Annotated in this window: 9 protein-coding genes; 4 read left to right on the plus strand and 5 right to left on the minus strand. The window is 40.1% G+C overall.

Translation table 11 applies throughout. The annotated features are described in order from the left end of the window. Positions 1 to 183 precede the first annotated feature (183 nt). Positions 184 to 1,254: an SDR family oxidoreductase gene (locus PaeCFBP13512_RS02280; protein WP_137220806.1), complete on the plus strand. Its 1,071-nt coding sequence runs from the start codon at positions 184 to 186 to the stop codon at positions 1,252 to 1,254. Positions 1,255 to 1,326: 72 nt separating this feature from the next. On the opposite strand, the gene PaeCFBP13512_RS02285 is transcribed toward PaeCFBP13512_RS02280, so the two are convergent. Next, positions 1,327 to 1,695: a winged helix-turn-helix transcriptional regulator gene (locus tag PaeCFBP13512_RS02285; protein WP_069329882.1), complete on the minus strand. Its 369-nt coding sequence runs from the start codon at positions 1,693 to 1,695 to the stop codon at positions 1,327 to 1,329. A gap of 260 nt (positions 1,696 to 1,955) precedes the next feature. Here PaeCFBP13512_RS02285 and PaeCFBP13512_RS02290 point away from each other — a divergent pair, with 260 nt between their 5' ends. The 3 genes from PaeCFBP13512_RS02290 to PaeCFBP13512_RS02300 all read left to right on the plus strand — a co-directional run bounded on the left by PaeCFBP13512_RS02290 (position 1,956) and on the right by PaeCFBP13512_RS02300 (position 8,513). Next, complete coding sequence (locus PaeCFBP13512_RS02290; protein ID WP_241669246.1) at positions 1,956 to 4,265, plus strand: right-handed parallel beta-helix repeat-containing protein; 2,310 nt, start codon at positions 1,956 to 1,958, stop codon at positions 4,263 to 4,265. A 360-nt stretch (positions 4,266 to 4,625) separates the two neighbouring features. Beyond that, the gene (locus PaeCFBP13512_RS02295; RefSeq protein WP_069329884.1) at positions 4,626 to 7,304 is read left to right on the plus strand and encodes a right-handed parallel beta-helix repeat-containing protein; all 2,679 of its coding nucleotides are present in this window, start codon (positions 4,626 to 4,628) and stop codon (positions 7,302 to 7,304) included. A 234-nt stretch (positions 7,305 to 7,538) separates the two neighbouring features. Next, positions 7,539 to 8,513 carry a ring-cleaving dioxygenase gene (locus PaeCFBP13512_RS02300; RefSeq protein ID WP_069329885.1) on the plus strand — a complete coding sequence of 325 codons (975 nt, stop codon included), beginning with the start codon at positions 7,539 to 7,541 and terminating at the stop codon, positions 8,511 to 8,513. A 105-nt stretch (positions 8,514 to 8,618) separates the two neighbouring features. On the opposite strand, the gene PaeCFBP13512_RS02305 is transcribed toward PaeCFBP13512_RS02300, so the two are convergent. From PaeCFBP13512_RS02305 to PaeCFBP13512_RS02320, 4 genes are all read right to left on the minus strand, one after another. Next, positions 8,619 to 9,191 carry a GNAT family N-acetyltransferase gene (locus PaeCFBP13512_RS02305; protein ID WP_137220808.1) on the minus strand — a complete coding sequence of 191 codons (573 nt, stop codon included), beginning with the start codon at positions 9,189 to 9,191 and terminating at the stop codon, positions 8,619 to 8,621. Between the two features lie 144 nt (positions 9,192 to 9,335). Then, the gene (locus PaeCFBP13512_RS02310; RefSeq protein WP_137220810.1) at positions 9,336 to 9,926 is read right to left on the minus strand and encodes a nucleotidyltransferase family protein; all 591 of its coding nucleotides are present in this window, start codon (positions 9,924 to 9,926) and stop codon (positions 9,336 to 9,338) included. Between the two features lie 37 nt (positions 9,927 to 9,963). Continuing rightward, positions 9,964 to 10,758, minus strand: a complete 795-nt coding sequence (locus PaeCFBP13512_RS02315; protein WP_241669247.1) for an aminoglycoside adenylyltransferase domain-containing protein — start codon at positions 10,756 to 10,758, stop codon at positions 9,964 to 9,966. Positions 10,759 to 10,900: 142 nt separating this feature from the next. Continuing rightward, positions 10,901 to 13,726: an S-layer homology domain-containing protein gene (locus tag PaeCFBP13512_RS02320; RefSeq protein WP_137220812.1), complete on the minus strand. Its 2,826-nt coding sequence runs from the start codon at positions 13,724 to 13,726 to the stop codon at positions 10,901 to 10,903. Positions 13,727 to 14,023 lie beyond the last annotated feature (297 nt).

The following is a 14,023-nucleotide window of genomic DNA, read 5'->3' on the forward strand; positions in this document are numbered from 1 at the left end:
CTAATCACTACTATCATGTATCCAAAGCACACAGAATGGGCATTTTGACTGCCTTCTCTGTGTGCTTTTATACTGCTAGAGCACTTTGAAGTACCTATCGCACTTCAAAGTGCGTACTTCTCATCTCTTCTATTATGCTGCAAGCTAATCATGTAACCTATCATGATTAAAGGAGAGCTCAAGATGAATACATCGATCAATCATTCTCGTAAAGTCGCTCTGGTTGTTGGAGCCAACGGAGTTATAGGTAGTAATCTGATTGACCACTTAATTACACTCCCTGATTGGGATATTATAGGGCTATCCCGTAGAGGCGGTATTTCAACAGATCGTGTGACTTTTGTATCGGTAGACCTTTTACAGCGAAGCGAAGTTGAACATGTTTTAGCATCATTTCCCACGATCACACATATTTTTTATGCGGCTTATCAAGATCGTCCAACATGGGCAGAATTAGTAGAACCTAATCTGAATATGCTGATTCATATTGTAGAAAGTGTAGAAGCCACTTCTCCTCAACTTGAACATATCAGTCTGATGCAAGGCTACAAAGTATACGGTGCCCATCTGGGTGCATTTCCAACCCCTGCCCGTGAAACAGATGCGAAGCCGATGCCACCTGAATTCAATATGGCACAACAGGATTATCTAGTGCAGCAACAACAAGGTAAAGATTGGACATGGTCTGCTCTTCGACCTTCTGTGGTATGCGGATTTTCAGTGGGTAATCCGATGAATCTAGCTATGGTGATTGCGATCTATGCGACGATTTCTAAAGAACTGCAAATCCCTTTACGCTTCCCTGGCAAGCGAGGAGCTTACCATAGCATTTTAGAAATGACTGATGCAGGTTTACTCGCCAAAGCAACCGTATGGGCAGCAACAACGCCTGCATGTGCTAATCAGGCGCTGAATATCAATAACGGAGATGTATTTCGGTGGGAATCCTTATGGCCTAAGATTGCTCATTATTTTGATATGGAACCGGCTCCGCCTTTGTCGATGAACTTAAACGATATGATGAAAGATAAAGAAGCTCTATGGGATTCGATCGTTAGTAGGTATGGATTAACAGCATATACTTATGCAGAGGTGTCTTCATGGGCTTTTGGTGATTTTGTATTTTCGTGGGATTATGATTTTTTTGCAGACGGTAGTAAAGCACGTCGTCTTGGCTTTCATGAGTATGTCGATACCGAAGAAATGTTTATCACTATTTTTGAGGATTTCCGCAAGCGTAAGATTATCGCCTGATCTTCTGTCGTTTGTATCGATAAATCAATAAAAGCCGACCTTAGGTAAGACAAAGGTTCGGCTTTTATTGATTTACATCACTTGAGGAGGAGACGATAAAATACGCGCTTGATCGCCATAGTGTTTATTCACATGCACTTCTCCCCATTTGCACATCATATGAAGTAACTCTGTTAGAGTCGTTCCGTATGGGGTTAATTCATATTCAACTTTGGGTGGCACAACATGATAAGAAGTTCGCAATACGGTGCCTGCTTCTTCTAATTCACGTAATTGCTGGGTTAGCATTTTTTGCGTAATTGCTGGAATTAACTTTTTAAGTTCACTGGTGCGTTTTTTACCAAATGTAAGATGGAATAAGATCACAGGTTTCCATTTACCACCGATCACTTCTAACGTGACTTCAACAGCAGTATGATATACTTTTTCTTTTTCTTCCATTATTGTTCCACCTTTCTAAGATAGTTAATTATTTAGTATACTTACATCTAAGGTATAACACGAGCGTATGGTATAGTTCTTTCTACTGTAACATAGCCTATGGATAAGAAAGGTAAGCTATTTGGTTTGGTAAACATTACTTTTTTATTACCATGAGTGTATTGCTCAAACCAAGTGCTGTTTGACAGTAGTCCTTTGTTCTACCTATACTAATGCCAACTCAATCTATACCCAAACATATATTATAAGGAGGTGGTCGCTTGAAAGCATCAAACTCGCGAATGATCCTTTTGGGGCTCGCTTTATTCGCTTTGTTACTAGGAGTACTATACTACAGTTTTCATACGAAAAACGATTCGTATCCGTTAAGTAGCGGTGCTGTGAAGGAGTCTGGAATGAATATCTATGTCGCCAAAACAGGGAATGATCAGACTGGAAATGGTAGCAAGAACAGTCCTTATGCGACTTTAAAACAAGCTCAGAAAAAGATTCGTGCCTATCAGGGCAAACTTCCTCAAGGAGGCATAACGGTCTGGGTGAAGCAAGGGAATTATCTGATGGATTCTAGCTTACAACTGGATCAAAAAGATTCAGGAACAGCCAGTTCTCCAATTACATATCGCACGTACACTGGAGAACAAGTAACGTTATCTACAGGCAAAACAGTAACGGACTGGCAACCACTCAGTCAAGAAGCTCAAGCTAGAGTTCATCCGAAGATTGATCCCAAGCAGTTAGTAGAATTGGATGTACGCAAATTAGGGTTTAAGCATATTAATGGATTTGAAGGTGGTACTTCGTTTACAGAAAAATGGGGTATCCTGAACTTATTTGCAAATAATCAAATGCAACCTATTTCCCGCTGGCCGAATACTACAGAAGTTGCTAGTGGACAACGTGCAGGTTGGGCGATTGCTCAAAGTGTCTATAATGCTCAATCTTTTTATTATCAAAAGCCCGGTTCATCGAGTGTAAATATTCTGGATGAAGATGGTACTAATCGTTCCAAACGCTGGCAAAATGCGATTCAACAAGGACATGCGATCTACTTACAAGGTTTCTGGCGTACACTATGGAGTCCAGCCAGTATCCAGATCAGTCAAATTGACCCTGCTCAAAAAACGATCAAGCTTTTAGATACCCCTCAAGGCGGTATGGGTTCTAAATTCAGTGCTCTCGTGTCTCCTTCTGCTCTATCGAGAACAACGAATGAGCAAAATGATAATAGTAGTACACCTTCTACTTATCGTGTCGGTGATGGCTCTGAAGAGTTCCGTGCACTTAATCTATTAGAAGAAATTGATACGCCCGGAGAATGGGCGCTTGATTTTAAAGACGGCAAAATTTACTACTATCCACCTTCTGACATTCATAAATTGCAGACCGTGATTGGCGATCAAGATTCACCGATTGTCAGTATGGATGGTACATCTTATGTGCAATTTAAAGGATTTACGATACAGAATAATATGGGCAATGGTTTTGAAATGAAACGAAGTCATCATATAACGATAGCAGGCAACAAAATTCATGATGTGAATGGCGGTATCTTAGACGTGGATGGTCATCATAATACATTCCGCAGTAACGATATTTATGATACAGCTAGCTTCGGAATCAGTCTGAATAGTGCAGGTGATCGGGCTACCTTATCTTCTGCAAATACTCGCATTACCAATAATCATATTCATCATATCGGCAAGCTGATTCATCTGGAAGCGATTATTATTCGAGATTCAGTCGGTGTGCGGGTAGATCATAATTTACTACATGATGTTCCCAAAGATGCTGTTCGTTATGTATTTAGCAATAAGCTGTTGCTAGAATACAATGAAGTTCATAATACATCTCTGATCGAAGGCGATACAGGAGCTTTCTATACCGCTCAAGATTGGTCTTCGTACGGCAATGTATTACGATATAACTTTATTCACAATAACAAGCGCTCCAATGGATTCTATGCTGATAGTGGTAGCAGTGGGAATACGTATCAGTATAATATTATTCAAGATACTTCCCGTGCTTTCCTATTTGAAAATGGTCATCATAATGTAGCAACGAACAATCTATTAATTGATGTCCAATCGCTTGAAATTAATGATCGTTCCAATCAACTCGATTATGGACTAAATAGCGACAATGCAAATCGTCTACGTGAACTACAACCTTTAACCGGAACTTGGAAAAAATACGGTGAACAACTTGCTGAAAAATACGGACTGCAAGGCAATCTATGGAGTAGCGTATTAAACAAAAAATGGAATCCGCAATATCCAAACGGCAGCAAGCTTAATCATAACGTTATTGTAGGTGCAGATGGACAAGTGAAATTACCGAAAAAAGGTGATGTAACAGCCGTAGGGAATACTACTGTGAGCAGCACATCCAAAGCTGGATTTTATAACCTAGCTACACTGGATCTACGTACCAAAAATGCGAAGATTCTAGAGAAATTCCCGGACTTGAATACTATTTTCCCAACGATTGGATTGTACAAAGATGATTATCGCACTCAGCCTTTTAATCGTGCAGATTCAGACGGTCTTTCCGATCATCAATCGACTTCTTAAATCAAACTTTTATTGATATTACTGACTGATCAGTTGTGCTTCGGTGCAATTGATCAGTTATCTTTTTATAGATTAAGATTTCGTCAGACACACTTGACAAGCAATCTACCAGTATGCTCAAATGGTTACAAAAAAGAAACTAATTTATGAATAAATTGAAATTTTATTAAGAAAGTATGAAAATAGTCTTTGCTAAATATGTATCTGTATTTTATTATATAAAAGCATCTAAAGAAATTACCAAATTATATGTATTTTAGGGGGTGATTAACTAATTAAAACAATGATCTACACCATAGCAGGGATAAACCATCATCCCAACGACATCAGTGTATCTAGAAACGGAGGGAATTTATATTTATGAAGAAGTTCCAGAAAATGATATCGCTCGCAGCTATTCTTGCTTTGAGTAGTGGTATAGCAGTTCCATATGCATCTGCTGACAAAGTTGGAAATCAAGAAGTGATTAATCTTGATAGCGGTGCTGTGACAAAAACCGGTTGGAATCTATATGTAGATACTGCCGGAAGCGATACCGATGGGAATGGCACAAAAGAGAAACCATACGCCACCCTCGAAAGAGCACGTGATGCGATTCGTAGCCTCAAAGGCGCCCTACCCGATTATGGAGTAACGGTCTGGGTCAAAGGTGGAGAATATGAATTTTCCAACTTGGAATTTACAGATGCAGATTCAGGTACGCCTGATAAACCGATTGTCTATCGTACCTATGCGGGAGAACAAGTAACGTTAACCAATGGTATTCGTATCAATGCGTCAGATTGGAAGCCTCTTAGCGCAGCTGCCAAAGCTCGTGTTCATCCTGATGTAGATGCCAATGCTCTGTACCAGCTAGATGTAAAATCGCTGGGCTTGAAGCATATTAGACATTTTGAAGGTGGCACTTCATTTACCGAAAAATGGGGAATCATTGATCTGATCTCTAACGGTATTCGTCAACCGATCTCACAATGGCCGAATATCACCGAATCGGTAGATGGACATCGTAAAGGATGGACAACTGCTAACGGTTCAGCGGATGCCAAATCTTTTTATTATGGTGAAGGCGGTATTCCTGAAAATGGAGATACAACGGACACATTGGATTTGGATGGTAGCAATCGTGCAGCACGCTGGCAGAAGTCTTTGTCAGAAGGTCATGCTCTTTATCTCAAAGGATTTTGGAGAACGGTCTGGAGTCCATTGACCAGTTCTGTACAATCTGTCGATACCAAGCACAATGTAATTACACTTAAAGATATTCCAGATGGCGGTATGGGTTCCAAATGGAGTGCTACCGTATCTGATTATGCATCTGCTACATCCGCTACAGCGAATACGTATGGAGACGATGCCAAGTCAGCTAGTGTGGCTCCATCTACTTCTGCGACAAGTGCGCCTGCGGCAGATGATGCTTTGCATGATACTGATTCTACGCCTCAATCGTATAAGCTGTTTAACGAACAAGGCGAATCAGGATCAGTAAGTTTGAAAGAAAATGTGACAGACGATTCTCAATTAACGACCGAAGCGACGGACTCGGAAAACAGCTTATCGTTACCTTCAGGCGTAACGGAACATACAGGTACCGATGCTACTGTGACAGAACATACCGCTGACTCCGAATCAGCCAACGTTTCTTCATCTGTAAAAAATGATGTCTACAAAACAGCGACAGCCAGCACGTATTTCGCACCTTCATCGTATTCATCCAAAATTAAAGCGCCTTATCGAATCGGTTCCGGTTCGGAAGAGTGGAAATTGATTAATTATCTGGATGAAATCGATGTACCGGGTGAATGGTCACTCGACTTCAAAGATGGGCAAATTTATTATTATCCGAAAGGCAATCTAAAAAGCCAAACGATTATTATTGCCGATCAAGAAAACCCGGTTGTCTCTATCAACGGTGCTTCCAACTTGGAAATGTTAGGGTTCACTGTTGAAGGCGGTATGGGGAACGGAATTGAATTGAAAAATACCGATCATATTACGATTGCAGGTAACACACTTCGTAATCTAGGTAATGGTGGGATTCTGGATGTAGATGGTACCAATAATCTTTTCCAGAGTAACGATATTTATGAAACAGGCGGATTCGGGATCAGTATTAACGATGCTGGCGACCGTAAAAAATTAACAGCAGCGAATAGCCGCGTTACCAATAACCATATTCATAATGTGGGTGATCTTACTCACCTCGAAGCGATACTGGTGCGTAATTCAGTGGGAGTCAAATTCGATCATAATTTACTGCATGATGTACCCAAAGATGCTGTCCGTTATGTGTACAGCAACAATTTAACATTTGAGTACAATGAAGTACACAACACTTCGTTGATCGAAGGCGATACCGGAGCATTCTATACCGCTCAAGATTGGGCTTCGTATGGTAATGTGCTGCAATATAATTTTGTTCACCATAACAAACGTTCTAATGGATTTTATTCAGATGGTGCAGATAGCGGTGATAATTATCGTTACAATATTGTACAAGGTTCCACGAAAGGTATTTTACTCAATGGACATGACAATATCGCAAATAACAATCTAGTGGTCGATTCCAATATGATTCAAGTCGATCAACGGGGCGATAGTAATTCTCATGGTGTGAATAGTATCTATGCAGATCAACTTCGAGAAATGAATCCAACCAGTGGTGTCTGGAAAGAATACGGAGCAACATTACAGAAAACGTATGGTTACGATCATCCGTTATGGAGTAGTATTCTTGATCCGAACTGGCATCCTGAATATCCTAATGGTACAAAAATGAATAACAATGTAATGGTCAATACCCCGAATATTGTGGTTCCCAAATTAGGTGATGTGAAAGTTGAAGGTAATCAATTTATCTCTACGGTCACAGGTGCAGGATTCTACGATTACAGCAAAATGGACTTACGTACCGACAATAAGACTATTTTAGCGAAATTTCCGAATCTGAATGAAGTCATGCCTAAAATTGGATTGAGTCAAGATGAATACCGTACCAAAGTCGTGACTCGTGCCGAATCAGGCGGATTAACCAATCACTAATCTAACCAGCTCTTCTATGCTTTGACCAAGTAGAACCTTTGAATCAACAGGCTGTTTGCCTACGATTCAAAGGTTCTTTTTTGTCTATACATTTCTTTTTTACATAGTTACTATATTTTTTTCATGGAAATGACTTGTAATTATTTTTGTCCATGTTATAATTATCTTAATATTAAGATTTTAAATATAAGCCGATTATGATTCATTCATATATATATTAGGAGGTTGACGATTATGGAATTATTAGGTATTCATCACGTCTCGATTATGACAGGTAAAGCGGAAAAAAATTACGATTTCTATACCAAAACAATGGGTATGCGTATGGTCAAAAAAGGAGTCAATCAAGACGATACGACGTCTTATCATTTATTTTATGGGGATGCTGTTGCTTCTCCCGGTACCGAACTAACTTTCTTTGATCTACCAGGTATCGGACCTAGCTATCAAGGAGTATCTAGTATTTCAGCCACTTCATTACGTGTAGCCAATACAGAAGCGTTGCAATACTGGTCTGATCGATTTGATCAATTGAATGTTACTCATGAAGAAATCAAACAACGGGCTGGACGGGATACTTTAGCGTTCCAAGACTTTGAAGGTACACGTCTTATTCTTGTAGCCGATAATGGCGAACAAGGTGTTGCTCCCGGCAAAGCTTGGGATCAGACTGAAGTTCCTGTTGAATACGGTATTCTTGGACTTGGACCTACCACATTGACACTTGCCAAACCAGCTTCTACAATTATGATTTTGACTGAAGTGATGGGATTCCGTCACACAGGCTCGTATCCTTCGCTTGCAGGTGACTTTGCAGATATTGAAGTCTACTCTACAGGTCAAGGCGGAGCAGGTGCAGAAGTCCATATCGAGACACGTCCTGATCTTCCGAATGCTCGCTTGGGTCGTGGTGGTGTGCATCACGTAGCTTTCCGTGTACCTGATGAATCCGAGTACGAACGTTGGGCAGACAAATTATCCAAATTAGGCATTCCTAATTCGGGTAAAGTCGATCGTCACTATTTCCGTGCTCTTTACTTCCGTGAACCCAATGGGATCTTATTCGAACTTTCTACAGATACACCGGGATTCGATATCGACGAATCTATGGATTCATTAGGTGAGACATTGTCTTTACCTCCTTTCCTTGAAGGTAATCGTGCACAGATCGAAGCTAATCTTCGTCCACTTGTACTCGATGAAGCTTAATGTATTAAATGAAATAGTATTGTTATCATAGGTTTATAACACAAAGAGCAACTCTTAACAGAGTTGCTCTTTTATGATTTAAGCATATTTTTGTAGCTGTGTCTCTTACTTCCCTTGAGAAGACGTCTGCTCAAGTTGCTCTGCTTGCTTCCGCTCTTCAAGATAGGCTTCAAATCGCTCAGGATGAACCACTTTACGCATCAAATGCATCGGTCCTTCTCCTTTACCTGCATCTCTAGAACGGATACTTTCATATCCTCTACGTTCATACATTGGCAGTAACCATGGATGTTTCTCCGCAGTACCCAGTGTAACCGCAGGCGCGCCTACTTCATCACGGATAATATGTTCTTCTACCCAATTGAGTAATTTGCTACCTGCACCTGTTCCTTGTACATTCGGATCCACTGCGAACCACATAATAAACGGTAAGCCCGTCTCAGCGGTTAACTCTTTGACCCGTTCAGGATCAGCTAAAGTCACTGTCGCTACGATCAAGCCATCTTGCTCTAGTACATAGCATTTATTGTGCGTAATATTATCTTCAATTAATGCTAGATCAGCATGAGCTGCTGGCCACGTTAATCCTAATTCACGAATAGTCACATATGCTTCATATGTGATATGAAGTACACGCTCTGCATCTTCTACGGTTGCCAAACGATAAATGTCACTCAATTCTGTCACCTCTTTATTCCGACTATGTTCATCAGATTATTAAATATAATCTAACATTGATTATACCACTTTTCTAATTGATTTTTTCTATAAGTAATTTTCTATAAGTAACGATGGATGATATGAATCCTTATTTTATATGATCTACTTATCGACAATCGTTAGACGATTCCATGTGTGTTGCCAATTTTTTTGTTGAACACGTTGCTGATAAATATGAACGTCTCCGCGTGTCTGAAGAAAGCGTGGATTGACACGTATCTTCATTTCAAATACATCTTCAAGTCCACAAGGAGCGACAAGAATCACTTGATCATCTTCATCTAACCGTACTCCTAATGCTGTCGCAGTTTCGGGAAAGCATGAGATAGCATCTACTGTAGAGGTGTAAGGCTCAATACGATTGGCGATATGCATTCTTGCTTCATTTTTGACTGACCACGGCACTGCTGGTTGCATACAGGATAATTGGCGTTCCCACTCTTTTTCATTATTTTCATCCAGCTGGTTGGGATCGTAATAGACTACATCAATATCAGCAAGTACTGTGCGAGAGTCAATCTGATGTAACCTATCCCAGATCTTCGAACGGACAAATCCTGCACATACCCAGCTATCCGGCAGATCCAGATGTCGTACACTGCGCAAAATATCCATCATCCAACCATCATCTTCAATCCATTGAACAATCGTCTGCTGCCTGCTTTGCTCTTTGTCACTATCATATGTAGACATGTCTGTAGCTCCTCTATACCCTGAATTGTGCTCCTATTTATACGGTTGAATCACTGAGCTGTTGTTGGATTTCATTTACCATATATTCGGCAAATGCTTGTAACTGTACAGGTTCCAATCTTGGATCATCTATACTGCCACTATACATATCAAGGCAAGCACGAATAAGCTCAGAGTAGGTAGAAGGCAATGCAGAGATTCCCCATTCCCCTCCTTCTTTTTTCGATGACACCATATGTTCTTGAAGAAACAGCAAGATCCGACACAAATTAAGTGTGTAATATACAGGTGAATCTATTATATCTGTAGATACATGTTCTATATCTAACAAAAGTGATTGAATATACAAATGAGGGTCGATTGGCGCAAATACTGCGGAGATCTGTTTACCATATAAGGTTAGACCTCGCTGATATGTAACAAAAATATGAGCTGCTATATCGGTATCTGTATCCCCTCCGCAAATATAATGCGTATCTGTACGATACTTTTCGCGGTGATGGGCTGAATAATGGAATTCAAATGGAGTCGGGTATACAAAAGGATTTATATCTTTTTGCAATAATATACTCAACTCGAGCCCGTTGCCGTATATTAAATCTTCTTCTACTATTAGAAGTTTTTGAGCGATATCTAATTTCAATTGCTGACTGATTGCATCTTGTACCACAATTAACAAATCAATATCACTCTGTTCAGGATTGAACTCACCCATCGCCAAAGAACCATGTAGATAAATACCGACTAGATTATCTTCTAATACTGTTTGAAATAACTCTGTAATACCTTTAAGTTTATAGGCATGATCTGAGATATGAGGCTGAATATTCAATATGATCGGCTCCTTTTCAATACCCTATTTCACCAAAATATCCTTCTATCTTCTTCCTTTTAGATGGTATCGTCAACCATAGACAAGGATCTATCAAAAAAAGCATCCCTAATGATCTAGGAATGCTTTTTGCTATACTATTTTACTGATAATCTACATCTTCGGTGAAATGAATCTGTTGCAATCGTTCTTGAATCCGCTGAATCTCAGCTGATGTTAACGGTGCGTTAGGCGCAATCTTATAATTACGTCCAGTCACATAACTAACTTCAGTATGACTGTCAAAAGCATATGGGGTCTGCGGAACAGGCGTTTTTGTATAATCAGTAAAATCAATCACTGACCATGCTTGATCTCCATCGTGCTTGCGCAAAATTAGACGCTGATATTGATTCTCTGTCCATAAATAACGAGTATCAGCTGGAGAATTATTACCATCTAGTGCCGTCGTATAACCGGAACCTCTGAACATCAATGTAAATTGAGCTTGAGCATTGGTAGAACCTGACTTCGTTCGATACGTTTGCCCAAGTTCATTGATCCCTACAATATGCACATTACGTCCTGCTGGAAAATGATCAACAAAGTCTTTCCATCCATTTAGCAAATTATCATGACGTAACACCCAGTTTGTATCAATCACAATAGATAGATAGTTAACGGTGTTCATCATTTGATAAGGATTATCGACATATTGCTGCGCAGTATACAATTGCGGTTCAGCATTAGAGTCTTTGACATACGGATCACCCGGATGAATCGTCCACCGGGAAGACTTTTCTACATAACGTGAACCGATAGGATCGATTGTTACTGGATTCATAAAGACGGCTCCACTATTATCTAAACTTCCCTGTGCAGGCACCAATGGATTATGCTCATTCGACCAGTAAGGCATCAATGGCGAACCTTCTCCAAATAATTGATTTACATTATATTGCGTCGCTGCCCAGCCCATATAGGATGTAATCTCAAAATGATCTTTGAGCCATGTCACTTGCTCGGGATTGACAGCAAAGCTAGATAATGAAGTTGGACGATATGCCGCTGGAATACTTTCAAATACCGATGGTTGTCCGACTGTACCTGATTCATGCAATGTATTCATAGCATTATAGCGATACATATACAACCACTCATTCATCTCATTGCCCCACTGTGCTAACGTATAGTGATTGTTCGGATAACCAGACAAAATACCGACTTCATCTCCATACAGATCAACATACTGTAAGACTTGATGCAATTGAGGACGATTGCTTTCTTGAAAAACAAAATTGTTATCGATTGCCCATGTCAGATGTACATTCGGATCAATCTGAGCAAGCATACTTCGCATCTGCTGCATTTCAGCTAGGGTAGTTGATGAACCTGATCCACCTTCTAACATCACGGATACTGCAAAATATTGTTTTCTACGCTCACCAGCCACTACGTTCAACTCAAATTCTTTATGGAGATATACACTAGTCGAAGGTGATGTCACACTGATTTGGACAGGAATCGTGCTACCTATCGGTGGAATATTATGCACATTGATAATCCGTCCTTGCTCATCAATAATACCCGTATTATTTTCAAATCGAATATGAAGATCGGCTGGCAAATGTTCAGAAGCAATCGGTTGACCATATACATCTTGGAGCACATACCGGATACGCCATGAATCTGGCTTAATCGATACCGATTGATCTAACGTATATGTGTCCAGATAGACAGAACGAATCACATAATCTGGCTTGTATTCCGGTTCTTCAACAGGTGGTGTCACTGGTGGTGCTTTGATTGTCACCATTATCATGGTCTCGATCTTAAGATCAAGCTTCGCTTGTGGTGAGACAATATGAAGTTGAACAGGAATTAATCCGCCTGTGGCTGGAATATGTTCAGGATGAATAATTTTGCCCTGTGTATCAAATATATTTAATGGATCTTCGAATTGGTATGTCAGATCGGATGAGACTCGTTCAGGTAAAGCAATCTTCTGACCCTGATACCAGAAATAAAACGACAGTCGATATGCACTATATGTTGCAGGATCATTCCACAGTACAGGCGCTTCTATATTCACCCGATCAAATACAAATGAAGATTCCACTGGAGGCAACACAGGAGGTGCGACGGGCGGCACAGGCACTTCTGGATCAGGACTAGGGTTGTTGCGATCATGGTCTTTGTCTTTAGGATTTGCCCGGCTCCCTGTAAGTTCAGGCGTACTATCTACAGAATTTGATCCAGACGTTGGTTCAGAATGATCTTTTTCTATTATTACAGGTGGACGCTCGGGAGTCAGTACAGGTGGAGTTGCCTCTGTAGAGCGGCTTGCTAACAATTGCTGTGCACGCTCCTGTAAGTTATCCCCTGATTGCAGTACCCGATAGGCTACCAAAATAGCCGCTTGACGTTGTACAGGTTGCTTGGGCGCAAAATGATGTTGCTCATTGCCTTGCATCAGTCCTAATTGCTCCATTAACCACACACTAGATTTCGCATAATCTGAAATATCGGCTTGATCTTCAAATGTCGATACATTCGTCACCTGTTGCTGATCAGTTAAGCCAAGATAACGAGCGTACCAGACAGCGACATCTTGACGACTAATCGGTTGCTTTACACCGAATTCGGTAGCACTGATTCCTTTGGTAATATCATACTGATATAAAGCACTAACATAAGGAACTGCCCAAGGTGATACATCGGTAAAAGGGAGTACCGTTCCAGGTTCTGATGTCCAATTTAAGCTTTTAACAAATACACTTGCCCATTCTTGTCTAGAAATAGAGCGTCTCGGCTGAAAGCTGCCATCCTGATAGCCTGTAATGACTCCTTGTGCTGACAATGACGTAATAGCATCAACAGCATAAGATTGTCTAATATCTGTAAAGGCTTCTTTGCTCATCGCTGATATATCGGTGGCATTAGTACAGAACAGCAATACAATCAACAAACAAGCTATATATTGCTTCATATGTGTTGACCCCGCTTTGGATATCATATAATTAGTTATAACCTGTTCTATCTCAAACAAGCTATAACGTTGTATTCACCTCCAAACACATCTTATGAACCTATAATTTGAAATTAAATTAATACTTTAGACCCATCTAAGTAAGTAAATATATTTAATCTAGGGTAAAAGTTGAGTAACTATACTACTAATTTATTTACGTATATATCGAATTATACAACAATTTATCGGAATATTAAGGAAAGGTTTGAAGAAAAATCGAAAAAAGTCGTTTTATTATAAACGACTTTCTTCATT

This window comes from Paenibacillus sp. CFBP13512 (assembly GCF_005233705.1).
GTDB lineage: Bacteria > Bacillota > Bacilli > Paenibacillales > Paenibacillaceae > Saccharibacillus > Saccharibacillus nuruki.